Origin of the sequence: Bdellovibrio bacteriovorus (assembly GCF_041888015.1) — a bacterium.
Lineage (GTDB): Bacteria > Bdellovibrionota > Bdellovibrionia > Bdellovibrionales > Bdellovibrionaceae > Bdellovibrio.
In genome coordinates, this window is record NZ_CP168968.1 from 2,845,680 (window position 1) to 2,869,905 (window position 24,226).

Below are 24,226 nucleotides of genomic sequence, written 5' to 3' on the forward strand. Positions count from 1 at the left end.
TCATCTCATGGCTCGATTGGTCAAAAAAACCGAGCTTCCCTAACAAGCCATTTTTCTGGAGTTCTGCCCTGTTTTCAAGTAAGACAAACCCCTATGGTTAAACACACCAAAAAGCTCCTGGTTCAAGCTTCCAAGATTCTTTTCTCGGCCGGTATTATCTATTGGCTGGTTCAATCCGGAAAATTGAACTTTGCGGCCCTTAAAAATCTTCTGACTCCAGCCGCTGCTTCGGTGGCCTTGCTTTTGGTGGTTCTGAACCTTTTCCTGGCCAGTGAACGTTGGCGCGCCCTGATCAAGTCTCAGGGGCTCCAAGCCAGTCCTTTGAAGGTTTTCCGTTTAAGCCTGATCGGTTCCTTTTTCAACTTTGCAATGCCCGGCGGGGTCGGCGGCGACGTTATCAAAGCTTTCTACTTTACCCGTGAAAATCCTGGGTCCAAAGTAGTCGCCGTCACCAGCGTTCTGATGGACCGGGTGCTTGGGCTGTTTGCCATGGTTCTGCTGGCACTTCTGGTGATGGTCTATGACCTGAACCACATCTTGACCGTGCCAACACTGACAACTCTGTTCTGGTTTATCCTAAGCCTGTTCTTTGCGTTTATCGTGGCACTGGCTTTGATCTTTTCACAAAAGATCTATGACCGATCGATCTTGAAGAAGATCATCCACAAATTGCCACTCTCTGAAAAGTTCATGAAACTTTATGAAAGCATGCATCTGTACGGCAAAGATGGAAAACGCTTCATCCTGGTCTTGTTCCTCAGCCTGATGTCACAAGCGTGCTCCATCCTGTTCTTGATCCTGGCTGGCAATGCCGCGGGTTTCACCGATATTGCATCGAAAACCTACTTCCTGGTGGCACCACTGGGTTATATGGCCACAGCGATCCCGATCTCTCCAGCCGGTGTTGGCGTCGGGCAAGCCGCCTTCTATTTCCTGTTTAATCTTTATAACGGCAATACTTCTGAAGTCGGGCCGACAGTGATCACAGCTTTCCAGGTAACGACCTTCGTTGTCAGCTTGTCTGGGGCTTTCTTCTATCTGCGTATCAAAGAACGCGTCAGCACGTCTGCTTTAGAAAAGATGTAACCAGATGGCCGGGCGAAATCCCCGGCTCAAGAATTTTTAAAGCGAAATATCCGTCAAATTTTCGACAGTTTGATATTGAAAATCCGAATGCAAAGCCTGATAGCTCTTGAGGCTTTCCTGGTGCTTTGCTGTTTTATCCGAGGCCAGCAAATAAAGCTTCTTCACTCCGGCGGCGTGGGCTGCCTTTAAGTCCGAAGCGCTGTCCCCGACCATCACTGACGCCGCCATATCGGCCTTCAACTTATCATTGATTTTCAAAAGCATCCCATTGCGGGGCTTTCTCATTCCGGCCAGCAAACGTCCTCGCTGCGTGCCTGCCTCACTAATAAACGCCGACCACTCGCAGTCATCAATCCAGGCTTTTTGTTCGGCCAAAAGACGCAGCATCTGCTGATGCACAGATTGGTATTCATTCCAAGCGATCCGACCGCGCCCCAAACCAGATTGATTGGTGACCAGGGCCACCCAAAAACCCTTCGCGTGCGCCTTGTTGATCAGCTCCCCAATCCCCGGCATCAGCACCACCGCACTGGCGTCCTTGTTATAAGGAACATCCTTAACCACGACATTATCACGATCCAGGAACAGACATGGAGCCTGGTGCTCCCCTGGCAGCCCCTGTATCACAGAAGCCTGTTCCCATTGCATTCTCAGGTTCTGCAAAAGTGTCTGCCATACAACGGACGTCACATCCGTGAATACAAAGTCCCAGGAATCCTTCAGTCGAGGCGCTGACTCAGAACCCAACAACACTCGCTGCCCGGAAAGCCCTGCTTCCAGACTTTCCATCAGGGATTCTTGTTCAGAGAACACCAGAAGCAAGTCTTCGGACCTTGTCACAAAACGTCTTGCCAGCAAGTCCTGAGCGCGTCTGACTGCGAAAGGAATTTCTGCCCCAAAGTGTTTCTGCAAAGAAGCGGTCCATTCCGGCAACGAAGACGGAGCTTTATCTGCAAGGAAGACAAGACTTCCCCCCAGTTGAACTGTTTCAAGAATCAAAAGCTCCAAGGGATGTGACATAGGGCTCCACTTTACAACAGACCAATTCCCGTGTCCTCGGGTTTCTACTTGCCGCCTTGCATTTATGCTTATTAAAATCGCTGCAGGAGGAATCCATGACAGCGTTACTCAAGCAGCTTTTCAACTTTCTGAAACTCCTCAACTCGGACACCGGCACCAACCAGTTGGCCTGGGGACTTTCACTGGGTCTGGTTCTGGGCTTTGCCCCGTTCATATCCATCCAAACCCTTTTGGTCTTCGCTTTGATTTTCATCTTCAGAGTGCAATTGGGGGCCGCTTTTATTTCCGCGTTCTTCTTTAAGTTCGTCGCTTTCTTGTTCGACCAACCTGCACACTTCCTGGGTAAAGGCGTTCTGGAAACTGAATCCCTGCGCCCGCTGTTTGTAACAATGTACAACATGCCGTTTGTGCCCATGACCCGTTTTAATAACTCTATCGTCATGGGCTCTATGATTGTTTCCATTCTGCTTCTGCCCTTTGCCTTCTTTGGCTTTAAGATCGCGATCCTGAAATACCGTGCGACAGTGGTAGCAAGATTCAAAGGCACCAAGTTCTGGAAGGCCTTCACAGCCACGAAGCTTTATAACTGGTACTGCACTTACGACAATCTTTACGGATAGGACGACAGCATCATGACAACACCAGAAACAACACCCGTAAAAAAGAAAAAAGAAAAAGGCCCGATCCGCTGGGAAGCCATCATTCCTTTCGTGATCATCTGCGCATTGATTGGCTTGTATTTCCACTTCTTCTTCGACACACATCTTCGTCGCGGAATGGAGTGGGCTGGATACAAAGCCGTCGGCGCTGAAGTGAATATCGCAGATGTGAAAACCAGCTTCTTCAATGCCAGCTTGCGCATTCAGGGCATCGAAGTCACTGACGCCGAAAAGCCGACTCACAACTCAATCAAAATCGGCGACATTCGCTTCTCAATGTTGTGGGATGCCCTGTTGCGCGCCAAAGCCGTTGTGAATGAAGCCGCCGTGGAACAAATCGAGTTCGGCAACAAAAGAAAGCACCCAGGCAAGGTTGCGCCACCAGAGCCCGTATCCAACGAACCCGGTATGGCCGAAAAAATCAAAGAACAAGCCATTCAAGAAGCCAAAGAACAAGCTGGCGACAACGTTCTGGGTGACGTGATCGCCATGCTGACCGGCACGGATGCCAACGTGCAACTGCAAAAGCTGCAGGAATCATTGCCATCCAAAGCAATGCTGGAAAAATTTGAAAAGGATTTGAAGGCCAAGCAAACCGAATGGGATGCCCGTCTTAAGACTTTGCCTCAAGGTAAAGACATCGACGCTTTGAATGCCCGCCTGGGCAAAATCAAAACCAAGGACTTCAAGACGCCTCAGGAGCTTCAAACTTCTTTGCAAGAACTGGATAAGGTCTTCAAAGATGGCGATGCCATGTACAAACAAGTTCAGGCCACAGGCGACGATCTGAAAAAAGATCTGAAGGCCCTGGAAGCTCAGTACAAGGAAATTGAAAAGCAGGTCAAAACCGACATCAAAAGTTTGGAGCAGCACTTCCGCATTCCAAAATTGGATGCCAAGTCTTTGTCTATGGCGATCTTCAATCGCTACCTAGGCCCTTACAAGGCCAAGTTCTTCCGCTACAAAGCGATGGCTGAAAAGTACATTCCACCAAACCTGATGAAGAAGAAATCGCCAGAAGAAGCCGAAGTGGCCATTCAGCCGCATCCTCGCGAAAAAGGGATCAGCTATGAATTCGGCCGCCCGAACTCCTACCCGCTGTTCTGGATCAAGCGTACTGGTGTCAGCTCTCAAGCTGGCCTGACCCCGGACGCTGGCAACATCAAAGGCGAGATCCTGAACATCACTTCCAATCAGGCGTTGATTGGAAAACCAACTGTGGCGTCTTTAGCCGGGGACTTCCCTTCAAAAGAAATTTTCGGTTTTCTGGTGCGCCTGTCTTTGGATAACACCAAAGCCGACAGCGTGATCGACTATAAATTCAAAGTCGACTCTTACTCCATTGACGGCAAAGATTTGGTGAAAACACCGGATGTTGAAATTGCCTTCAACAAAGCCAAGGGGGCTTTGGGCATTGAAGGCAAGTTGGTGGCTTTGAAGAACATCACCGTTGCGATGGATAACAAGTTCACGCAAATCGACTATAAGGTGTCCTCTAAAAACGACATCGCGGATCAGATCCTGAAGGCGGTCTTTAGTGGCATCCCCGTCGTGACTTTGACTGTGGACGGCCAGGGTGTGTTCCCGAATGTGCCTTTGTCCATCAACTCGAATTTAGGTCCCGAGCTACAAAAAGGCTTTGAAAAGCAGATTCAAGCCAAGATCGATGAAGCCCGCAAGAAGATTGAAGCTTACGTGAACGAAGAAATTGGCAAACAGAAGGCCCGCGTAGAAGCCGAGATCAACAAACTCAAAGGTCAGCTCGACGGCGAAGTCAAAAAAGCCGAAGCTCAGTTGAATGAGCAGAAAAAACAGGCCGAAGCCCGCATCAATCAAGCCAAGAAAGATGCAGAAAACCAAGGCCGCAAACAACTCGAAAAAGAAGGACAGAAAGCTGTCGACGAGTTGAAGAAAAAATTCGGCTGGTAAATTTTTTCAGTTTTCTGACTAGCTCTCAAGCAGTCACTTTTCTCTCTGTCTTTTTCGTCGAAGCTTTCAACAGGTCCTGTCGAAAGCTTCGACGCTAACTCGTAACTTCCTGTTTTTACTTATCAATTTTCCTCGCTTTTTGATATTGCCTCTATTTTAAGCATTCATTTTCATGCTAGTCTTGACGAAGAGGTAGGTATGAAAGCATCGCTTAATACACATTTTATAGTTCTGGGTTGTGTGGTTCTGACTCTAACCGCGGGATGCGCGAAGATGAACTTCGCGCCCGTTCCGGAGCAGGACAAGGCGGCCGTCACGCCTCCCACTCCTCCACCGCCGCCGAACAAAACTGTCTCCACAACAGAAGTGGTGGCCTATGGAAACAAACAAGTCGACTTCCTGTTTGTCTTGGATGATTCCAACTCCATGCTGCCTGAGCTGAAGAAGCTGGCGGCTCGTATGTCGACCTTCGTGAGCTCATTGGATGCCAGCAACATCGACTGGCAGATGTGTTTGACGACTACACGCGGTCTTTCTTCCGGCGGAAGCCTGGTCTATGGCAGTCCTTATAACTGGGCGAATTACACGCCCCCATCCGGCGCACCGGCGTATCTGCTGAAGAAAGGCACTGGCAACCTGAATACGATTTTCACCTCCACCATTGATACCTTAACTATTGGTGGCGGCAGCTCCGGGGATGAGCGAGGCATTAAGGCGGCCCATGATCATTTCGTCAATAAAGATGCGCATGGATGCTATCGTGAAGGAGCTGCGATTTCTGTGATCCTGATTTCCGACGAAGACGAACGCTCTGTGGGGGGTGTTGCTTCCCGCGTGAAGGCCAATGATGCCGCGGCCGTGCTGCAACCAATGGAGACGGAAGATCGCCCGGAAAACCTGGTCGCTAAATCCAAATCCGTCTTTGGTGAGGATATTCGCTTTACCTTTAGCTCTATCATCGTAAAACCCGGTGATGCAGTCTGTGAGGCCGAGCAGGATAAAGACACGTCACCAAGCCATCCAGGTCATGTCTACGAAGAGCTTTCCAAGCTGACCGATGGTGGCGTGGGCAGTATCTGTGACGCCGACTACAGTGCCAATCTGAACACGTTCAAGGATAAGATCGTGAATTCTCTGTCCCACCTGACATTGGAATGCCAACCGGTTCCTTCTTCCCTGAAAGTCAGCATTGATGGGCTTTCTATTCACAACTACAAAGTGGATAAGAATGTCCTGAAGTTCACCTATTCATTGATTGAGGGAACAAAGATCGACCTGCAATATGACTGTATAGAGGGAATTCCTTAGATCGAGGGCTTTATACGGTCCTCTCTAAATCGACTCACAAGACGTGGCCATTATTAATAGACCCTTGAAACGACAAACGGCCAAGAATGGCCGTTTTGTGCGTTTACAGAGGCTATTGCGTCTTCTTTAGCAAAGACTCGATGTAGGCCACAGAGTCCTTGTTGTACCATTCAATAGACCCTACAACTTTTTTGGCTAGCTTATGATCTGTTCCCAATACCAGAGACTCAGGGAGTCTTGCGACCTGAAACTTCTTCATCAAAGAACGATCCTCATCAAAGACGATATGGATATTCTCGCCCTTCATTTCTGGGAAGGATTTCATAAAGACATCAATGTCAGCACGACTGCTATCACCTGAGATCGCAATCAACTGCACGTTGCCCTTGAATTCTTTGACTAGCTTGATCAGTGAAGGAACTTCCTCAATACAAGGACCACACCAAGAAGCCCAGAAGTTCAGGATAACCACTTTGCCGTTGTAGTCCTGAAGCTGAAACTCTTTGCCATCCAGGTTCTTCATCGCAAAGCTCGCCACACCCTCTTTTTCCATTGCCTCAATTGTTGAGTAATCAGAAGGCGTCTGATTCAACTTACTGGCAAAGTAAGTGCTATAGGCCCACAGTCCTGCCATGGCGAGAACCGCGACAATAACAAAGGCTTTCAGATGTTGTTTCATAGAACCTCCAGCAGATAGACAAGAACCCCTTCAAAATAGAAGTCCCCGCGATGGTTGGCAAGACGCAGTCCAAGGAAGCCCTTGCACTGCTCAGGCATTCTCTGCCTTTTATTAAGATTCATTTGGAAGATTTGTGACGATCTATCGCAGAAAAGAGCCCGTTTTGTCTGCTGAGGTAACTGACTCAGAAAGATCTTCAAAAAGAAAAAGGCCCAAGTTTCCTTGAGCCTTTTTAAAAGATCTATCTTTGAGTCTCAATTAAGCGCGAGCTGCTGCTCTTGCTTTCTTTTGAGTCTTTTTAACAGCTTTTTTCTTCGCTGCTACAAGCTTAGTAGAAGCTTTTTTTGCTTTAACTGCCGGTTTTGCAGTTTTAGCATCAGCTTTTTTCGCTTTCGGAGCTGCTTCTTCAGTTTTCGCAGTTTTAGCTTCGAAATCGTAGTCTACGAACTCAAGGAATGCCATCTCAGCAGTGTCACCAGGACGACGACCAATCTTGATGATACGAGTGTAACCACCAGGACGTGTTTTGAAACGTGGAGACAAATCTTTTACGATAGTCGCAACTGCTTCTTTATTTGGGAAACGAGAAAGCAACAAACGAGTTGTAGCCAAGTCACCTTTTTTACCAAGTGTGATCGCTTTTTCAACGTGACGACGTACTTCTTTAGCACGGTCAACAGTTGTAGTGATACGGCCGTGCTCGATCAAAGAAGTCACAAGACCTCTCAACAAAGCTTTTCTTGGGCCAGATTTACGATCAAAATGTTTTACTCTTCTTCTGTGTGAACTCATTTTATTCTCCGGTTTAAACGTGCTGACCGTATCAGGTATCAACACGATAGAACACTCTTTTGGTCAATTTGGTCGAGTGTTGCTTTTTCAGGGCTCCGAGCCCTCGCAGCCCCGCAGGGCCGCGTGTTCAAGCACCATTCATGGTGCCGCTTTTAGATTGTTTCGGGCTCCTGCCCTCAACCCCCTGCGGGGGCTGATGCGATAAAATACCTTAGTGGTATTTTATTACTGTTGAGTCTCTCTCTTTGAGGAGGTTGACTTGGGTCCCAACCAGCTGGAGGCCAGCCTTCGATCTTCATACCCAAACCAAGACCCATTTCGCCCAAGATCTCTTTGATCTCGTTCAAAGACTTACGACCAAAGTTTTTAGTCTTAAGCATTTCTGCTTCAGAACGAACAACCAACTCACCGATGTAGCGGATGTTAGCGTTTTTCAAGCAGTTTGCAGAACGAACAGACAGCTCAAGGTCATCAACAGAACGGAACAAGTTCTCATTCAATGTTGGAGAACCCATTTCGCGAGCTTCTTCAGCAGGCTCCATAGTCTCATCGAAAGTAAGGAAGATTTGCAGTTGTTCTTTCATGATTTTAGATGAAAGAGCTACCGCTTCTTCTGGTTTCAAAGAACCGTCAGTCCAAACTTCCAAAGTCAAAGCATCGTAGTCAGTTCTTTGACCAACACGTGCATTGGAAACATTGTAGTTTACCTTTCTGATAGGGCTGTAAAGAGCGTCAACGCCGATAAAGCCAACTGGAAGATCAGTTTCTCTGTTTTCTACTGGAACATAGCCACGACCGAAACTAACAACGATTTCTGCATTGAAGTTTGCATTCGCGCCCAAAGTAGCAATTGGAAGATCTGGGTTCAAAACTTCGATCTTATCTGTAGTTTGGATATCAGCTGCAGTTACTTTACCTGGACCTTTTTTAGAGATCTTCAAAGTCAAAGAGTCTGCAGTATATTGTTTGAAGCGCACTTCTTTGAGGTTCAAGATGATGTCAGTGACGTCCTCAAGAACATCTGGGATCGTAGTGAACTCGTGCAATACGCCTTCGAACTTAACAGCTGTAATTGCAGAACCCATCATTGAGCTAAGAAGAATTCTTCTTAGGGAGTTACCAAGAGTAACCCCAAAACCTCTTTCGAGGGGACGGATAATGAATTTAGCGTAGTCATCACGAAGAGTATCACGATCAACCTCAAATCCCTTTGGTTTGATCATCTCTCTCCAGAACTTATAATAGTGCTCTTGCATGCTTCCCCCGAGAGGTAAAATTATCTTGAGTAGTATTCAACGATCATGTTCTCTTCAACTGCTACTGTTACATCTTCACGGTTTGGAAGATCTTTAACAGTTCCAGTGAATTTCGCATGATCAGCTTCAAGCCAAGCTGGCACAGATCTACGAGCAACTGATTGAACAGCAGCTTGGATCTTAGCAACTTCGCGGCTTGATTCCGCAACTGTAATAACGTCACCCTTATTTACAATGATGCTTGGAATGTTAGCTCTCTTACCATTCAACAAGAAATGGTTGTGTTTAACAAGCTGCCTTGCTTCACGACGAGAGTTAGCATACCCCAAAGAGTAGACAACGTTATCAAGTCTTGTCTCGAGGAACTTAAGAAGCGCAGTACCAGTCAATTCTTTTGAACGGTTGGCTTCAGATACATATTTTACAAATTGTTTTTCAGAAACACCGTAGTATCTCTTAGTTTTTTGTTTTTCACGCAATTGAAGTGCAAATTCAGAGAACTTCAAACGAGATTGACCATGTTGTCCTGGAGGATAAGGTCTTCTTTCGAAAGAACACTTATCTGTGTAACAACGATCACCCTTCAAGAAAAGTTTCACGTTTTCGCGACGGCAAAGCTTACAAACGCTTTCGTTAATGCAGCTCACGATATACTCCTTAGATTCTTCTACGCTTAGGTGGACGGCAACCGTTATGAGGAACAGGTGTGATATCTTTAAGAGACAAGATTCTCATTCCTGTAGCAGCTAATGCACGAATTGCAGGCTCACGACCAGCGCCTGGTCCTTTCAGATAAACGTCCACAGATTTCATTCCTGCTTCCATAGCCTTCTTTGCAGCGTCTTCTGCCGCGAATTGAGCTGCAAATGGAGTACCTTTACGGCTTCCTTTGAAACCGAGGTGTCCAGCAGAGGACCAAGACACCGTAGCTCCGTTTGGATCAGTCATCGTTACGATAACGTTACCGAAACCAGCTTGGATATAGCAGTTCCCTTGGGGAACGTTTCTTTTAACTTTTTTCTTAGCAACAGTTTTTGCTTTATTATCAGTGTTCATTTACACGACCTTTATACGGCTTTTTTCTTGTTAGCTACCGTCTTCTTAGGACCTTTGCGAGTACGTGCATTAGAACGAGTGTTCTGACCACGAACAGGCAAGCCTTTACGATGGCGGATACCACGGAAGCAGTTCAAATCCATCAAACGTTTGATGGACTGACCGATTTCACGACGCAAGTCACCTTCAACTTTGAAGTTAGCTTCAACGATACTACGGATTTTAGCAATGTGCTCATCAGTCAAACCTTCAGTTCTTAGTTCAGAAGGAATGCCAACTTGCTTGCAGATCATAGCAGCACGAGGACGGCCAATGCCGTAGATATAAGTCAACGCGATTTCAACGCGCTTATTTCTAGGTAAGTCGACACCAAGGATACGTGCCATGATTAGCCCTGCCTTTGCTTATGTTTAGGGTTTTCACAGATAACGCGAATAACGCCTTTTCTTTTAATAACTTTACACTTATTACAGATCTTCTTAACTGATGGTCTTACTTTCATAATGTCTTCCCATACGCTATTTTTTTCACTTCAAAAAAGTGAAAATTCCAGCAAAAATACGAACGCGGTTCGGCACGCTAACACCGATAAACAACAAAGTCTAGAGATAAAAATAATACAGCCGTCTATTTTATTATTTTTTCGATCTCTTTATAGACTTCCTCGGTATTCCTATTTCCGTCCACTTCAGTATATTTGCCTGATTTTTTATAAAACTCTTTTAGGGGGCTTGTGAACTCTTCATAAGTTTTAAGACGGGTTTCGATAACCTCCGCCTTGTCATCATTCCGTTGAATGACCTCACCACCGCACAAATCACATTTACCCTCTACTTTGGAGGGCTTACTGACTACATGATAGACAGCGCCGCAATTTTTACAAACACGTCTACCAGTCAGCCTATCCATCAGGATTTTCATAGGAACTTCCAAGAAAATCGCCTTACCGATAGATAGATTCATTTTTACAAGTAATTCATCTAGAGCCTGGGCCTGAGCCACAGTTCTAGGGAAACCATCTAAAATAAAGTTATTTACACCTTTTTGGAGAACTTCCTCGACCATGCCGATAACAATGCTATCTGGTACGAGTTGCCCTTTATCCATAAACTCCTGAGCTTTTTTACCAAGCTCCGTCTGCCCTTTGATGGCAGCTCTGAATAGGTCGCCAGTGCTGATTTGCGTCATACCCTGGCTTTTAATCAGAAGTTCGGATTGAGTACCTTTACCGGCCCCTGGGGCTCCAAAGAGGATCAAGTTCATTAAAACTGAACCCTTCTGCTGCGGATCTTAGCTCCTTTTAGGAAGCCCTCATATTTCTGAGTAATCATATGAGACTGAATCTGCTGAGCAGTATCCAAAGCAACACCGACCAAGATCAACAAGCTCGTACCACCGAAGTGGAATGGAACGTTGAATTGGTTAACCATGATGCCTGGAAGAATACAGATTGTGCAAAGATAGATACAACCAAGAACGTTTACACGCTCAAGAACCTTTTGAATGTAGTCAGCAGTAGATTTACCAGCACGAACGCCTGGAACGAAGCCACCGTACTTTTTCAGATTATCTGCAACATCGTTTGGATTGAACACGATCTCTGTATAGAAGAAAGAGAAGAATACGATCAAAGCCACGAACATGATATTGAAGATCGTTCCTGAAGGATTCAAAGAATCCTGCAAAGCCTTCAACCATGGTGTGTTCACGAACTGCGCCATTGTTGCCGGGAACATCAGCAAGGAGCTCGCGAAAATTGGTGGGATAACCCCAGAGATATTGATTTTAATAGGAAGATGAGATGTCGGAGTTTGCATAGACTGCATTCCGCCGCCGCCTTGTCTTTGAGAGTACTGAACAGTGATTCGACGTTGAGCCACTTCCATATAGATAACAGCTGCGATGATCGCAACCATGAAAGCCACCAACAATAAAGCCAGTGCAAAGCGCATTTCGCCAGTACGAACAAGCTCCCAAAGCTGTTGAGCACCACCTGGGATCGCAGCAGCGATACCAGTGAAGATGATCAAAGAAGTACCGTTGCCGATACCACGTTCAGTGATCTGCTCACCCAACCACATGATAAAGCAGGTACCTGCTGTCAATGTGATGATTGTCATAATTTGGAACGGAAGGAATGCCACAGTCGGAGCAATCACTAGCGGATGTCCATCTGGGCTTGTGGAATTCATCAACCATGTGCTGATCCCGTAACCTTGGATAACGGCCAAAGCAACAGTCGCATAACGAGTGTATTGGTTGATTTTACGACGACCTTGCTCCCCTTCTTTCTTAAGAGCTTCTAGGTATGGAACCGCAGAAGTCAAAAGTTGGAATATGATGGAAGAGGAGATGTAAGGCATGATTCCCAGTGCAAAGATACTGAACTGAGACAAGGCTCCACCGGTAAAGGTGTTAAATAGCCCGAAAATCCCACGGCTTTGTGCCTGGAAAAATGAGAGCACCGCAGATCCGTCTACTCCAGGAGTCGGAACGTGTACACCAATTCTGTATATGGCCAAAAGAGCCAATGTGAACAAGATGCGTTTACGAAGATCAGAATTCTTTGCGATGCTCTCAATTGCAGACACTACTTAATTACCTCGACTTTGCCGCCAGCAGCTTCAATAGCTTTCTTAGCGCTTTCTGAGAATTTATGAGCTTTTACAGTCAACGCTGTTTTAAGCTCGCCATTTCCCAAAATCTTAACAGCGCCTTTTGACACAAGTCCAGCAGCGTGTAGAGATTCAGGAGTTACTTCTCCAGAAAATTTAGCAAGTTGTCCGATATTGACAATCTCAAAGTTGTTAGCAAACGCGACGTTGCTAAAACCGAACTTAGGAAGACGACGGTGCAAAGGTGTTTGACCACCCTCAAAACCACGACGTACAGTTCCACCAGTGCGAGCCAACTGACCTTTGTGACCTTTTGTCGCTGTGCCGCCCATACCAGAACCGATACCACGACCGATTCTTTTTGGAGCGTGCTTGGATCCTGCCTTAGGTGCCAATGTTTTAAGCAAGCTCATGGCTTCTCCTTACTTAACTACAACATCAAGAAGATGTTGTACTTTCATGATATTACCACGTGCTGCTGCAGAATCTTTCACCTCAACAGTTTGGTGAAGTTTCTTAAGACCAAGAACGCGAACCGCGTCCTTTTGGTCTTGAGTGCACTTGATAGTTGATTTTTTCAAAGTTACTACGAATGTTTTAGCCATTTTTGCCACCAGTCCGCGAATTAAAGCTGTTTCAACTGCTTCAAGCCGTCGATTGTTGCTCTTACAGCGTTGTGAGGGTTACGAGTACCAACACACTTAGTAAGAATGTCCTTTACGCCTACAGATTCAAGAACGGCACGCACCGCACCACCCGCGATAACGCCAGTACCAGGAGCTGCAGGCTTCATGATAACTTTTGCCGCACCGAATTTACCGATAACTTCGTGAGGGATTGTACGTCCTTCTTTCAAAGCTACAGATTTAGCAGATTTTTTTGCAGATCTGCTTGCTTTACCGATAGCCTCAGGAACCTCACCAGCTTTGCCGGAACCGAATCCAACATCACCAGCTTTGTTACCCACAACTACTAGAGCTGCGAAAGAGAAGCGACGACCACCCTTAACAACTTTCGTTACACGGTTGATCGCTACTACACGCTCTTCTAATTCAGCTGCTTGAGCTTGAACTTTCTCCACACATCACTCCTTAGAAATTAAGGCCGCCCTCACGAGCGCCTTCTGCTAGAGATTTAACACGGCCATGGTACAGGTAACCGTTACGGTCGAAAACCACGTTCTTGATATTTTTAGAAGTCGCTGCTTTAGCTGCTTCCATACCAACAAGTTTCGCCATTTCGATACCAGACTTGTCCTCTTTACCAAGAGAAGAAACCGCTACTAGTGTAGTGCCTTCAACGTCATTGATGATCTGAGCGTACATGTGCTTACCGCTACGGAATACGCAAAGACGAGGTCTTTCCGCAGTACCGTTTACAGTCTTGCGGATTCTGATCTTCTTCTTGAGGCGATTTACTTTTCTTTCGCTTGTATGTTTACTAAACTTTAATTTCATATCTTACCTCAATTATTTACCAGCCGACTTACCAGCTTTACGTCTGATATGCTCACCTGCATAACGAACACCTTTAGCAAGATAAGGCTCAGGTGGACGGAATGAACGGATTTTCGCCGCTACTTGTCCAACTAGCTCTTTGCTTGGGCCAGTGATTGAAAGGGCAGTTTGCTTGTCAACTTTGATTTCGATTCCTTCAGGGATATCGAAGATCACTGGGTGAGAGAAACCTAGAGAAAGTTCCAATTTTTTGCCAGTTACGTTTGCACGGTAACCGACCCCATGAAGTTCAAGGCCCTTAGTGAAACCTTTAGTTACGCCAGTTACGGCATTTTGAATAAGCGCTCTGTAAAGACCGTGCAATGCGCGGCTTTCTTTAGAGTCATCTTTGCGAGTCAAAACAACTTTGCCACCCTCTACTTTTGCAGAGATAGCTGGTTGCATTCCGATTTTCAAAGAAGACTTCGCACCTTTAACGACAACTTCGTTAGCAGGTGAAACGCTTACTTGTACTGTGTTATCAAAAACAACGGGTGCTTTTCCAATACGAGACATAATTCACCTACCAAAGTGTCGCAAGCAGTTCGCCACCAAGCTTTTGCTCTGTAGCTTGCTTACCGCTCATGATCCCTTTGCTCGTGCTGACGATGGACATGCCCATACCAGAACGAACAGTTGGAATCTTGTCAGATTTAACATAAACGCGACGACCAGGACGGCTTACACGGTCAATATTATTGATCGCGTGGCCACCAGCTTCGTCATACTTCAAATAAACACGCATGATGCCTTGTTTGCTGTCTTTAGCAACTTTGAAGCTTCTGATGAAGCCTTCGTTTACCAGGATTTGAGCAATACCAGCTCTCACTTTGGAAGCAGGAAGATCCACTTTTTCGTGTTTCGCTGCTCCAGCGTTTCTGATCATTGTAAGGAACTGAGAAATTGTATCCATAGTAAACCTCTTACCAGCTAGCTTTCGTTACGCCAGGCAATTTACCGTCAAGGGCCAATTGTCTGAAAGCAATACGAGACAAACCGAACTTTCTGTAGTTACCACGAGGGCGACCAGAAATCTCACAACGTGTGATTGTACGGTTTGGGTTTGTGTCACGAGGAAGAGCTTGCAGCTTTTTACGTGCAGCTGCTCTTTCTTCGTCAGAAAGCTTCATATTAACAGCTTTAGCTCTCAATTCTGCTCTGTATTGAACATACTTAGCAGCAAGAGCTTTTCTTTTATTATTTTTTTCAATGCTTGCTTTACGAGCCAAGTGACACCCCTCTTATTTTCTGAAAGGCATACCAAGCGCTTCAAGCAACGCTTTGCCTTCAGTATCGTTTTTCGCAGTTGTACAGATAGTGATGTTCATACCACGAGTTTTATCTACTTTATCGTAGTTGATCTCTGGGAACACGATTTGCTCTTTCAAGCCCATGTTGTAGTTACCACGGCCATCGAAACCTTTATTTGGCAAACCACGGAAGTCTCTTACGCGAGGAAGTGCCAAAGTGTTCAAACGATCCATGAAAGACCACATTTTCTCTCTTCTCAAAGTCACGCGAACACCCAATGGGATGCCAGCACGCAATTTGAAGTTAGAGATAGCTTTTTTAGCTTTAGTGATAACAGCTTTTTGACCAGTGATCGCAGTGATCTCGTCAACAACAGTGTTCAAAATTTTTGGATTTTGAACAGCTTCGCTCAAGCACACGCTAAGAGTGATTTTCTCCAAGCGAGGAACTTGCATCACGTTTTTAGCTCCCAATTGTTTTTGAAGAGCGGGAGCGATCTCTTTTTTATATTTTGTATGTAAGCGATTCATCTCATCACCCCTTATAGAACTTCCGGAGCCAAAGATACGATCTTAACGAACGACTTTGCTCTCAATTCTCTGGCTACTGGGCCAAAGATACGTGTTCCAATTGGTTCTTTAGAAGCATTGATAAGAACTGCAGAGTTGTCGTCGAAACGGATGTAAGATCCGTCTGGACGACGAAGTTTTGCAACAGTTCTAACAACAACAGCTTTAGCTACGTCACCTTTTTTAACTTTAGCGTTTGGCAAAGCTTCTTTGATAGAAACAACGATAACATCACCGATAGATGCTACACGACGTTTAGAACCACCAAGAACCTTAACGCACATAACTTCTTTTGCGCCAGAGTTGTCAGCTACATTCAGTCTAGTTTGCATTTGAATCATAACAGTCTCCTACGCCTTCGCCGTTTCAACGACTTCAGCCAAAGCCCAACGTTTAGTTTTGCTCAGAGGACGAGTTTCACGGATCTTAACGATGTCACCAACTTTAGCTTGGTTCTTTTCGTCATGAGCCTTGAAAACAGATGTCTTCTTAACATACTTACCGTATTTAGCATGTTTAACCATGCGGTAGATGAGGACAGAGATAGTTTTATCCATCTTGTCACTGATAACTTCACCTACGACTTCAATTTTACGTCCTCTAGAATTAGTTTCAGTCATGTCCTACCTCTATCTCGCCACTTTTTTTACGATCGCTGTATTGATTTTAGCGATGTCACGGCGAAGACCGCGAATTTGCACTGGGTTAGAAAGTTGCCCAATGGAATTCTTGATACGTGCCTGGAACAGCTCTTCAGAAAGAGCTGTTCTTTTCTTCTTCAATTCAGCTACAGAAAGATCTTTGATCTCTACAAACTTCATACAACTACTCCCTTACCAAGAAACGAGTTTTGAAAGGAAGTTTGTGAGCTGCACGTTCGAAAGCTTCTTTAGCTTGCTCACGAGTCACACCGTTCATTTCGAAAAGAACTTTTCCAGGAAGAACACGAGCAACCCATAGTTCTGGGTTACCTTTACCGCTACCCATACGAGTTTCAGCAGGCTTTTTAGTTACCGGAGTGTTTGGGAACACACGGCACCAGATTTTACCACCACGCTTCACTGAACGGGAGATAGCAATACGACCAGCTTCCAACTGACGAGCAGTCAAGCGGCCTTCCTCGATAGCTTGAAGACCGTAGTCTCCGAAATCGAGGTTAGCGCCTCTTACTGCAAAACCAGTAGCGCGGCCTACAAATTGTTTACGCCATTTTACTCTTTTAGGACTTAACACGACCTGCCTCCTCAACTTCGCGAGCAGATAAGATATCGCCTTTATAGATCCATACTTTCAAGCCGATGATACCGTATGCAGTTAGAGCTTCAGCAGTACCGTAGTCGATATCTGCGCGCAATGTATGAAGAGGAACGCTCTTCTCATTGTACCACTCTGAACGAGCAATCTCTGCACCATCAAGACGTCCTGAAACACGGATCTTGATACCTCTCACGCCGCCTTTGATCGCAGCTGCAATAGATTTTTTAAGAGCTCTTCTCCAAGAGATACGTTTCTCAAGTTGTTGAGCAATGCTCTCAGCAACGAGCTGAGCATCGAGGTCTGGCTTGCGCACTTCTTGGATGCTCAAGAAAACTTCGTTGGGTGTAAGTTTTTGAACTTCCGCTTTAAGAGCGTCAATACCAGTACCTTTTTTACCAATTACAACACCTGGGCGCGCAGTAGAGATGATGATTTTAATCTTCTTCGCTGCACGTTCCATTTCAATTTTCGCCACACCCGCGTGTTTGAGTTTATCTTTAAGATATTTTCTCAAACGGATGTCTTCGTGGAGATTGTCAAAATATTGTTGACCCTTCGCATACCAGCGAGAATCCCAAGTTCTGATAACACCAACTCTTAGACCAATTGGATTAACCTTTTGTCCCACGACTATTTCTCCTCGAGTACTACGTTAATGTGGCTGGTCTTCTTACGAACACCGAACGCGCGACCTTGTGCACGAGGACGGAATCTTTTAAGAACCGGACCTTGATCAACCCAGATAGCTTTAACATAAAGGCTGTCTACATCCATAACCTTTTTGTATTCAGCATTGGCAACAGCTGATTCGATCAACTTTTTTACCATACCTGCAGTTTTTTTGTTCAAGAAAGTAAGAGTTTTTACAGCCTCATTCACGTCTTTACCGCGAACTAGGTCAACAACCAATCTTGCTTTCTGAGCGCCTACTCTTGCATATTTCAAGCTTGCTTTAACTTCCATAATCAACCTCTATTACTTCTTCGCAGCAGGAGCAGCGGCTTTCTTCTCAGCGTGACCATGGAAAGTTCTTGTTGGAGCAAACTCACCGAGTTTGTGACCAATCATGTTCTCAGTGATGTACACTGGAACGAACTTTCTTCCGTTGTGAACTGCGAATGTCAGTCCAATAGCCTCTGGAAGAATTGTTGAGCGGCGAGACCAAGTTTTAATAACTTTCTTATCATTTTTTTCGATCGCATGGTCGATTTTCTTTTGTAGAGAAATATCAACAAATGGACCTTTCTTAATTGAGCGTGCCACCTTTTACTCCTACTTACGTCTCTTGATGATTGAAGAGTTGGTTCTCTTATTGTTTCTAGTTTTGTAACCCTTACATGGTTGACCCCATGGAGTTACAGGGTGATGCCCTTTACCAACGCCTTCACCACCACCGAGTGGGTGATCTACTGGATTCATGTGCATACCACGTACAGAAGGACGGATACCTCTCCAACGAGAGCGACCTGCTTTACCTAGATTGATGTTTTCATTATCAGTGTTACCAACTTGACCGATAGAAGCACGGCAAACAGTCAACACCTGCTTCATCTCACCGGATGGCATACGTACTTGGCAGTACTTTTCGCCTTTACCAGCAAGAGTCGCACTTGCACCGGCACCACGGCAAACTTGGCCGCCTTTACCTGGACGCAATTCGATATTGTGAATAACAGTACCAACCGGGATAGCACCCAAAGTCATGGAGTTACCTGGTTTAATATCAGCTTTGTCAGAAGACATAACTGTATCACCAACATTCAAACCAACTGGAGCAAGGATATAAGCCTTAGCACCATCGATGTAAGAAATAAGAGCGATACGGCAAGTTCTGTTCGGATCGTACTCGATCGCGATAACTTTTGCTGCTACTTCAAGCTTAGTACGCTTGAAATCAACCAAACGGTATTTTCTCTTATGACCACCACCTTGGTGACGGATCGTGATTTGACCGTGATTGTTACGAGCAGCTTGTTTTTTTAGAGGAGCAAGCAAAGACTTCTCTGGAGTTGTCTTTGTGATTTCTTTGAAATCGAAACCAGTCATTCCTCTGCGACCATGAGAGCGTGGGGCGAATGTTTTAATACCCATCTTTATACTCCCTCAAAAAGAGCGATCTTCTCACCTTCAACAAGCTTAACGTAAGCTTTTTTCCAGTAAGGGACCTTGGTTAGACCGAATTTAGTTTGCTTAGAGTGACCGCGGCAGATGCTAGTTCTAACGCTGTCAACTTTCACTTTGAAGTTCTTTTCAACAGAAGCTTTGATTTCTGTTTTCGTAGATTTCATATCTACTTCGAAAACATAAACGCCAGCTGCGTTGTGGTATGTGTTTTTCTCTGTAACCAGAGGGGCTTTAATTACTTGTTTCATTACGCCTTCTCCAATGAACAACGATCTACGATTTTAGCCACAGATTCTTTAGTGATGATTGCAGCATCGTATTTCAACAAGTCGAATACGTTCAAACCTTCAACTGGGAAGTATTTGAATGTCGGCAAGTTTTTAGATGCGCGGCTGAATTTTTCATCAACTGCAGAGTCAACCAATACGGCTTTTGTCAAACCGAAAGCTTTCAAACGTTTGTTAAGCTCAGCAGCTTTACCTTCGGAAGCCATGCTGTCCACTACGAACAACTTGCCTTCTTTTTGAAGGTGAGAAAGTGCCATGCTCAAACCCAAACGACGAACTTTTTTAGGCAAAACGAAAGCGTAGCTGCGAGGTTGAGGACCGAAAGCAGTACCACCACCAGGCATCAAGATAGAACGGCTAGAACCTTGACGAGCTCCACCAGTACCTTTTTGTTTGAATGGCTTCTTACCACCACCAGACACAAGACCTTTAGTCTTTGTCATGTGTGTACCTTGACGACGAGCCGCCAATTGCCATTGAACTACAGTGTGAAGAACTTCCTTTTTAACAGGAGTTTCGAACACGTCAGCAGCCAATTCAACTGATCCAACTTTTTCTTTTTTCCAGTTTAATACGTTTACTGTTGCCATACTATTCTCTCACCAACTTAACCAAAGTGTTTCTAGCACCTGGAACTGGTCCCTTAACCATAAGAACGTTTTCATCAGCAATAATCTGAACAACTTCTACGTTCTTAACAGTGACAGTTTCAGCACCCAAATGACCTGGGAATTTCTTACCCGGCATTACACGACCTGGCCATGTTCTGTTACCAGAAGAACCCGGACGACGGTGGAATTTAGAACCGTGGGATGCAGGACCACCTGCGAAGCCCCAACGCTTCACGGAACCCGCAAAACCTTTACCTTTAGACTTAGAAGTGATTTTTACGAAATCACCTTTAACCAAAGAGTCGATAGAGATTTGCGCGCCAACAGCAGCACCTTCTGGAAGAGCTTGACGAAGTTCTTTTACGAACTGAGCGCCATTCTCAAAGCCAGCTTTTTCAAGGTGACCTTTTTCAGCTTTGTTGGAGTTTTTAGCTTTTTTAGGATGACAAGCTACCTGGATAGCTTCATAACCATCAGCTTCGTTTGTTTTGATTTGTGAAACAAACCAAGGCTCATAACGAAGAACTGTTACAGGAACGGCTTCACCATTCTCATTATAGATAGTAGCCATACCTTCTTTGAACGCGAACAGGCCGTTCAATTTTAGGCCTGCAGTATTTTGAGTTTCTGTAGTTTCGCTCACGTCTTACCTCTAAACCGCAGAAAGTTTGATTTCAACATCAACGCCAGCAGAAAGATCCAACTTCATAAGTTGATCTACTGTCTGTTGAGTGGGTTCTAAAATATCGAGCATACGCTTATGAGTTCTCACTTCGAACTGTTCACGAGATTTTTTATCTACGTGAGGAGAACGCAATACAGTGTAACGATTGATGCGAGTAGGCAAGGGGATTGGACCCGCAACTTTTGCGCCTGTACGACGAGCAGTCTCAACGATTTCTTTCGTCGACTGATCAAGCAATTTATGATCGAATGCCTTCAATCTGATTCTAATCTTCTGACTTTGCATATGGACACTTCTCTTCTCTTTTATAAAGTAGCGTATTTACTAGCAAATTTGTTAACAACTCACGTCAATATCCCATCGAAAACTTGCCCCGAATTAGCCCTTGCGGCCTGAAATCGCCTTCAACGCGGGGGGTTTTTTGTAGATTTAGACGCTATGAGTGCGCGAGTATGCGCACTTCGAAATCTAATGTCAAAGGGAAATATTACTTTTTTTAGTATCTTCCCATTTTATGTAGAATTTCCGTTCGTACCTTCGTAGGCACTACGGCGTACTCTAGGAATTCCATGCTAAAACTAGCACGACCCTGGCTTAAGCTGCGGACATCCGTAGCATAACCAAACAGACTCGCCAGAGGAGCCTCTGCAGAAATAATCTGCCCGCCCCCCTGCTTGACGTTCATCGTGAGGATTTTTCCCCGACGCGCATTAAGATCACCAACGACATTACCCACGAATTCATCTGGGCAAGTCACTTCAAGCTTAAAGATCGGCTCCATAAGCTCTACGGAAGCGGCCTTTACAGCATCCCGGAACGCCAGGGACGCCGCTGCTTTAAAGGCCATCTCGCTGGAAGCATCAGGGCGGACCTCAACAGAATTAAGGACTCCCTTAACACCCAACATAGAACAGCTCGCCAAAGGCCCCACCTCAGCAGCTTCTCGGAAGCCCGCCTCAACAGCCTTCAGCATAGGAGCTGTAAATTCTTTAGACACTACCACCTTACTGATGAACTGAACGCCATCAGCTTGAGCAATAGGCTCCAAAGAGAGAAAAACCTTCGCAAAGTGTGTTTCTCCGGCAATTTCACGCTCGTACACGTGCTCCGCCTTAGCGGCCGCTGTAATAGTTTCGCGATAAGAAACCTGGGGCTTGCCCACGTTTGCTTGAATTTTGTGTTCTCGAAGCAAGCGGTCCACCAGGATTTCCAGATGAAGCTCACCCATGCCCGACAACAAAATTTGCCCTGTTTCCAGATCTGTACGCAAACGACAGGATGGATCTTCTTTTTCAAGTTTTGCCAGACCCGCCAGCATCTTTTCCTGATCCGCAGAAGACTTCGCCTCCACAGCCACAGAAATCACCGGCTCTGGGAAGGTGATTGCCTCAAGAACCACAGGATGAGACCCCTCACAAAGAGTGTCTCCCGTACCGGTAAACTTCAGACCAATCACCGCACCAATATCCCCCGCCTTCAGACCTGTGATCTCTTCGCGAGAGTTTGCGTGCATTTTAACAAGCTTTTGAATGCGCTCTTTCTTTTGAGTACGAGGATTCAAAAGCTGTTCACCGACTTTCACCTCTCCGGAATAAACACGGATATAGGTCAAAGTGCCAGCAAACGGATCATTGGCGATCTTAAACGCCAAAGCAGCCGTATTGCCTTCAAAGTCAGTTTTACAGATAATTTCTTTATCAGGACGATCAGGGTCATGACCCACAATCGCAGGAACTTCCAAAGGTGACGGAAGATAATCAATCACGCCGTCAAGAAGCGGCTGAACACCTTTGTTCTTAAACGCAGCTCCACAGAACACTGGGAACGCTTTCAAATCAAGAGTCCCTTTGCGCAAAGCACGTTTAAGCTCTGGCACAGTGATCTCGTCCCCATTGAGATACTTCTCAAGGAGTTCGTCTTCAAACTCAACGATCTTCTCAATAACTTCAGTACGGAAGCGATTGACTTCTTCCTTCATCTCATTGGGAACATCGGTAACTTCGAAATGGTCACCCATTCCGGACTGATCCCACACGTAAGCACGGTTCTCCAAAAGATCGACGACACCACGGAAAGTGTCTTCCACTCCAATGGGAACTTGAACTGGGATTGGGTTCGCATTGAGCTTTTCCTGAATTGTCCCATAGGACATAACAAAATCAGCACCAACACGGTCCATCTTGTTCACAAAACAAATGCGCGGAACCTTGTACTTGTCAGCTTGCTTCCAGACAGTTTCAGACTGAGGCTCAACACCATTCACACCGTCAAACACAGCAATAGCACCATCAAGAACGCGCAAAGAACGCTCAACTTCAATTGTGAAGTCAACGTGCCCCGGAGTATCGATGATGTTGATTCTGTGATCTTTCCAGAACGCCATGGTCGCAGCAGAGGTGATAGTGATACCACGCTCTTGCTCTTGAACCATCCAGTCCATGGTGGCATCACCATCATGGACTTCGCCGATTTTATGACTTTTACCTGTATAGTAAAGAATGCGTTCGGTGGTGGTCGTCTTACCGGCATCGATGTGAGCCATGATGCCGATATTACGAGTGTACTTGAGATCAGCTACAACTTTAGGATCTTTAGCTGACATCTGAACAGATTACCAATTGTAGTGAGAGAAAGCCTTGTTCGACTCAGCCATTCTGTGAACATCGTCTTTCTTCTTAATAGAGTTACCTCTATTATTGTAAGCGTCAACGAATTCACCAGCCAAACGCTTAGCCATGTCTTTTTCACCACGCTCGCGAGAGTACTCAACCAACCAGCGCATAGCCAAAGTCAAACGACGGGATGGACGAACATCTACTGGAACTTGGTAAGTCGCACCACCTACGCGGCGGGAACGAACTTCGATAGAAGGCTTAACGTTCTCAAGAGCTTTTTTGAAAACTGCCAAAGGTTCTTCACCTTGAATTTTACCTTCAAGCTCTTTCAATGCTCCGTAGAAAAGCTTCTGTGCAGTAGCTTTTCTACCTTGAATCATCATTTTGTTAACGAATTTAGCAATTACTAGATCCTTGAAAACTGGATCTGGAATAATTTCTCTTTTAAAGGTCTTTTTACGACGTGACATCTCTCAATCCTTATTTCTTAGGTCTCTTAGTACCGTATTTAGAACGAGCGCGAAGACGACCGTTTACACCTTGAAGGTCCAATACCCCACGAACGATGTGGTAACGAACACCCGGCAAGTCCTTCACACGACCACCGCGGATCAAGACAACGCTGTGCTCTTGAAGGTTATGGCCGATACCAGGGATGTAAGAGATAACTTCGAAGCCATTTGAAAGACGAACTTTAGCTACTTTACGAAGAGCTGAGTTCGGCTTCTTTGGAGTCGTTGTATAAACACGAGTACAAACACCACGACGCTGAGGGCAAGATGCCAAAGCTGGTGATTTTGTTTGGTTCTTTTGAACAGTACGCTCACTTTTGATGAGCTGATTAATTGTTGGCACTTTATATACCCCTTAAAAACAATTATGCGGTTCTGGACGCTGGAACTTACATTTCTGTGACGCCCAGGTCAAGACT

At 45.5% G+C, this 24,226-nt stretch carries 37 protein-coding genes; 4 read left to right on the forward strand and 33 right to left on the reverse strand.

Features of this window, described 5'->3' with window-relative positions; genetic code table 11:
• Positions 1 to 93: 93 nt before the first annotated feature.
• On the forward strand, positions 94 to 1,086 hold the full coding sequence (locus ACES2G_RS13620; RefSeq protein ID WP_347358338.1) for a lysylphosphatidylglycerol synthase transmembrane domain-containing protein: 993 nt from the start codon (positions 94 to 96) through the stop codon (positions 1,084 to 1,086).
• A 36-nt stretch (positions 1,087 to 1,122) separates the two neighbouring features.
• On the opposite strand, the gene ACES2G_RS13625 is transcribed toward ACES2G_RS13620, so the two are convergent.
• The gene (locus ACES2G_RS13625) at positions 1,123 to 2,106 is read right to left on the reverse strand and encodes an HAD-IIIA family hydrolase (RefSeq protein ID WP_347358339.1); all 984 of its coding nucleotides are present in this window, start codon (positions 2,104 to 2,106) and stop codon (positions 1,123 to 1,125) included.
• Positions 2,107 to 2,201: 95 nt separating this feature from the next.
• Here ACES2G_RS13625 and ACES2G_RS13630 point away from each other — a divergent pair, with 95 nt between their 5' ends.
• The 3 genes from ACES2G_RS13630 (at position 2,202) to ACES2G_RS13640 (ending at position 6,002) form a co-directional block, all read left to right on the forward strand.
• Positions 2,202 to 2,726 carry a TIGR03546 family protein gene (locus ACES2G_RS13630; protein ID WP_347358340.1) on the forward strand — a complete coding sequence of 175 codons (525 nt, stop codon included), beginning with the start codon at positions 2,202 to 2,204 and terminating at the stop codon, positions 2,724 to 2,726.
• A 12-nt stretch (positions 2,727 to 2,738) separates the two neighbouring features.
• On the forward strand, positions 2,739 to 4,694 hold the full coding sequence (locus ACES2G_RS13635) for a TIGR03545 family protein (RefSeq protein ID WP_347358341.1): 1,956 nt from the start codon (positions 2,739 to 2,741) through the stop codon (positions 4,692 to 4,694).
• Between the two features lie 198 nt (positions 4,695 to 4,892).
• Positions 4,893 to 6,002 carry a hypothetical protein gene (locus ACES2G_RS13640; protein WP_374000491.1) on the forward strand — a complete coding sequence of 370 codons (1,110 nt, stop codon included), beginning with the start codon at positions 4,893 to 4,895 and terminating at the stop codon, positions 6,000 to 6,002.
• Positions 6,003 to 6,114: 112 nt separating this feature from the next.
• On the opposite strand, the gene ACES2G_RS13645 is transcribed toward ACES2G_RS13640, so the two are convergent.
• The 32 genes from ACES2G_RS13645 to rpsL all read right to left on the reverse strand — a co-directional run bounded on the left by ACES2G_RS13645 (position 6,115) and on the right by rpsL (position 24,150).
• A complete protein-coding gene (locus ACES2G_RS13645) occupies positions 6,115 to 6,681 on the reverse strand; it encodes a TlpA family protein disulfide reductase (protein WP_374000492.1) in 567 nt (188 codons plus the stop codon).
• 258 nt (positions 6,682 to 6,939) lie between these two features.
• Positions 6,940 to 7,518, reverse strand: a complete 579-nt coding sequence (gene rplQ, locus ACES2G_RS13650) for a 50S ribosomal protein L17 (protein WP_374000493.1) — start codon at positions 7,516 to 7,518, stop codon at positions 6,940 to 6,942.
• Between the two features lie 131 nt (positions 7,519 to 7,649).
• Positions 7,650 to 8,729: a DNA-directed RNA polymerase subunit alpha gene (locus tag ACES2G_RS13655; RefSeq protein ID WP_374000494.1), complete on the reverse strand. Its 1,080-nt coding sequence runs from the start codon at positions 8,727 to 8,729 to the stop codon at positions 7,650 to 7,652.
• A 20-nt stretch (positions 8,730 to 8,749) separates the two neighbouring features.
• Positions 8,750 to 9,376 (reverse strand): 30S ribosomal protein S4, encoded by a 627-nt coding sequence (rpsD, locus tag ACES2G_RS13660; RefSeq protein WP_374000495.1) that lies wholly within the window; start codon positions 9,374 to 9,376, stop codon positions 8,750 to 8,752.
• Positions 9,377 to 9,386: 10 nt separating this feature from the next.
• Entirely contained in the window at positions 9,387 to 9,785 is a 399-nt protein-coding gene (rpsK, locus tag ACES2G_RS13665) for a 30S ribosomal protein S11 (RefSeq protein ID WP_374000496.1), read from the reverse strand.
• A gap of 11 nt (positions 9,786 to 9,796) precedes the next feature.
• On the reverse strand, positions 9,797 to 10,171 hold the full coding sequence (gene rpsM / locus ACES2G_RS13670; RefSeq protein WP_011165331.1) for a 30S ribosomal protein S13: 375 nt from the start codon (positions 10,169 to 10,171) through the stop codon (positions 9,797 to 9,799).
• A 2-nt stretch (positions 10,172 to 10,173) separates the two neighbouring features.
• Entirely contained in the window at positions 10,174 to 10,287 is a 114-nt protein-coding gene (gene rpmJ, locus ACES2G_RS13675) for a 50S ribosomal protein L36 (protein WP_080683743.1), read from the reverse strand.
• A gap of 125 nt (positions 10,288 to 10,412) precedes the next feature.
• Entirely contained in the window at positions 10,413 to 11,048 is a 636-nt protein-coding gene (locus tag ACES2G_RS13680) for an adenylate kinase (protein ID WP_347358348.1), read from the reverse strand.
• Positions 11,048 to 12,376: a preprotein translocase subunit SecY gene (gene secY, locus ACES2G_RS13685; protein WP_374000498.1), complete on the reverse strand. Its 1,329-nt coding sequence runs from the start codon at positions 12,374 to 12,376 to the stop codon at positions 11,048 to 11,050. The genes ACES2G_RS13680 and secY overlap by 1 nt, the downstream gene beginning before the upstream one ends.
• A complete protein-coding gene (gene rplO, locus ACES2G_RS13690; RefSeq protein ID WP_374000499.1) occupies positions 12,376 to 12,813 on the reverse strand; it encodes a 50S ribosomal protein L15 in 438 nt (145 codons plus the stop codon). The genes secY and rplO overlap by 1 nt, the downstream gene beginning before the upstream one ends.
• Before the next feature lie 9 nt (positions 12,814 to 12,822).
• A complete protein-coding gene (rpmD, locus tag ACES2G_RS13695) occupies positions 12,823 to 13,005 on the reverse strand; it encodes a 50S ribosomal protein L30 (protein WP_347358350.1) in 183 nt (60 codons plus the stop codon).
• Positions 13,006 to 13,025: 20 nt separating this feature from the next.
• Positions 13,026 to 13,481: a 30S ribosomal protein S5 gene (gene rpsE / locus ACES2G_RS13700; protein ID WP_063204846.1), complete on the reverse strand. Its 456-nt coding sequence runs from the start codon at positions 13,479 to 13,481 to the stop codon at positions 13,026 to 13,028.
• Positions 13,482 to 13,491: 10 nt separating this feature from the next.
• A complete protein-coding gene (gene rplR / locus ACES2G_RS13705; RefSeq protein ID WP_374000500.1) occupies positions 13,492 to 13,857 on the reverse strand; it encodes a 50S ribosomal protein L18 in 366 nt (121 codons plus the stop codon).
• A gap of 12 nt (positions 13,858 to 13,869) precedes the next feature.
• Positions 13,870 to 14,412, reverse strand: coding sequence for a 50S ribosomal protein L6 (gene rplF / locus ACES2G_RS13710; RefSeq protein WP_374000501.1), 543 nt, complete (start codon positions 14,410 to 14,412; stop codon positions 13,870 to 13,872).
• A gap of 7 nt (positions 14,413 to 14,419) precedes the next feature.
• Positions 14,420 to 14,809: a 30S ribosomal protein S8 gene (gene rpsH / locus ACES2G_RS13715; protein WP_374000502.1), complete on the reverse strand. Its 390-nt coding sequence runs from the start codon at positions 14,807 to 14,809 to the stop codon at positions 14,420 to 14,422.
• A 10-nt stretch (positions 14,810 to 14,819) separates the two neighbouring features.
• Positions 14,820 to 15,125 (reverse strand): 30S ribosomal protein S14, encoded by a 306-nt coding sequence (rpsN, locus tag ACES2G_RS13720; protein ID WP_374000503.1) that lies wholly within the window; start codon positions 15,123 to 15,125, stop codon positions 14,820 to 14,822.
• Between the two features lie 12 nt (positions 15,126 to 15,137).
• Entirely contained in the window at positions 15,138 to 15,677 is a 540-nt protein-coding gene (gene rplE, locus ACES2G_RS13725; RefSeq protein ID WP_374000504.1) for a 50S ribosomal protein L5, read from the reverse strand.
• An 11-nt stretch (positions 15,678 to 15,688) separates the two neighbouring features.
• Positions 15,689 to 16,057: a 50S ribosomal protein L14 gene (gene rplN / locus ACES2G_RS13730; protein ID WP_011165342.1), complete on the reverse strand. Its 369-nt coding sequence runs from the start codon at positions 16,055 to 16,057 to the stop codon at positions 15,689 to 15,691.
• A gap of 9 nt (positions 16,058 to 16,066) precedes the next feature.
• A complete protein-coding gene (gene rpsQ, locus ACES2G_RS13735; RefSeq protein WP_041577921.1) occupies positions 16,067 to 16,336 on the reverse strand; it encodes a 30S ribosomal protein S17 in 270 nt (89 codons plus the stop codon).
• A gap of 9 nt (positions 16,337 to 16,345) precedes the next feature.
• On the reverse strand, positions 16,346 to 16,537 hold the full coding sequence (gene rpmC / locus ACES2G_RS13740) for a 50S ribosomal protein L29 (RefSeq protein WP_347358356.1): 192 nt from the start codon (positions 16,535 to 16,537) through the stop codon (positions 16,346 to 16,348).
• 4 nt (positions 16,538 to 16,541) lie between these two features.
• Positions 16,542 to 16,949: a 50S ribosomal protein L16 gene (gene rplP, locus ACES2G_RS13745; RefSeq protein WP_262553305.1), complete on the reverse strand. Its 408-nt coding sequence runs from the start codon at positions 16,947 to 16,949 to the stop codon at positions 16,542 to 16,544.
• Positions 16,936 to 17,601, reverse strand: coding sequence for a 30S ribosomal protein S3 (gene rpsC / locus ACES2G_RS13750; protein ID WP_374000505.1), 666 nt, complete (start codon positions 17,599 to 17,601; stop codon positions 16,936 to 16,938). Before rpsC ends, rplP begins: the two co-directional genes overlap by 14 nt.
• A gap of 2 nt (positions 17,602 to 17,603) precedes the next feature.
• The gene (gene rplV, locus ACES2G_RS13755; RefSeq protein ID WP_015092004.1) at positions 17,604 to 17,936 is read right to left on the reverse strand and encodes a 50S ribosomal protein L22; all 333 of its coding nucleotides are present in this window, start codon (positions 17,934 to 17,936) and stop codon (positions 17,604 to 17,606) included.
• Between the two features lie 12 nt (positions 17,937 to 17,948).
• The gene (rpsS, locus tag ACES2G_RS13760) at positions 17,949 to 18,236 is read right to left on the reverse strand and encodes a 30S ribosomal protein S19 (RefSeq protein WP_374000506.1); all 288 of its coding nucleotides are present in this window, start codon (positions 18,234 to 18,236) and stop codon (positions 17,949 to 17,951) included.
• Between the two features lie 9 nt (positions 18,237 to 18,245).
• A complete protein-coding gene (rplB, locus tag ACES2G_RS13765; RefSeq protein ID WP_374000507.1) occupies positions 18,246 to 19,064 on the reverse strand; it encodes a 50S ribosomal protein L2 in 819 nt (272 codons plus the stop codon).
• A 2-nt stretch (positions 19,065 to 19,066) separates the two neighbouring features.
• Positions 19,067 to 19,345, reverse strand: coding sequence for a 50S ribosomal protein L23 (rplW, locus tag ACES2G_RS13770; RefSeq protein WP_374000508.1), 279 nt, complete (start codon positions 19,343 to 19,345; stop codon positions 19,067 to 19,069).
• Complete coding sequence (gene rplD / locus ACES2G_RS13775) at positions 19,345 to 19,974, reverse strand: 50S ribosomal protein L4 (protein WP_374000509.1); 630 nt, start codon at positions 19,972 to 19,974, stop codon at positions 19,345 to 19,347. Before rplD ends, rplW begins: the two co-directional genes overlap by 1 nt.
• Before the next feature lies 1 nt (position 19,975).
• A complete protein-coding gene (gene rplC, locus ACES2G_RS13780) occupies positions 19,976 to 20,638 on the reverse strand; it encodes a 50S ribosomal protein L3 (protein ID WP_374000510.1) in 663 nt (220 codons plus the stop codon).
• 9 nt (positions 20,639 to 20,647) lie between these two features.
• Positions 20,648 to 20,965, reverse strand: coding sequence for a 30S ribosomal protein S10 (gene rpsJ, locus ACES2G_RS13785; RefSeq protein ID WP_011165353.1), 318 nt, complete (start codon positions 20,963 to 20,965; stop codon positions 20,648 to 20,650).
• A 211-nt stretch (positions 20,966 to 21,176) separates the two neighbouring features.
• On the reverse strand, positions 21,177 to 23,282 hold the full coding sequence (gene fusA / locus ACES2G_RS13790) for an elongation factor G (protein ID WP_374000511.1): 2,106 nt from the start codon (positions 23,280 to 23,282) through the stop codon (positions 21,177 to 21,179).
• 9 nt (positions 23,283 to 23,291) lie between these two features.
• Entirely contained in the window at positions 23,292 to 23,765 is a 474-nt protein-coding gene (rpsG, locus tag ACES2G_RS13795) for a 30S ribosomal protein S7 (RefSeq protein WP_374000512.1), read from the reverse strand.
• Between the two features lie 10 nt (positions 23,766 to 23,775).
• The gene (gene rpsL, locus ACES2G_RS13800) at positions 23,776 to 24,150 is read right to left on the reverse strand and encodes a 30S ribosomal protein S12 (protein WP_374000513.1); all 375 of its coding nucleotides are present in this window, start codon (positions 24,148 to 24,150) and stop codon (positions 23,776 to 23,778) included.
• Positions 24,151 to 24,226 lie beyond the last annotated feature (76 nt).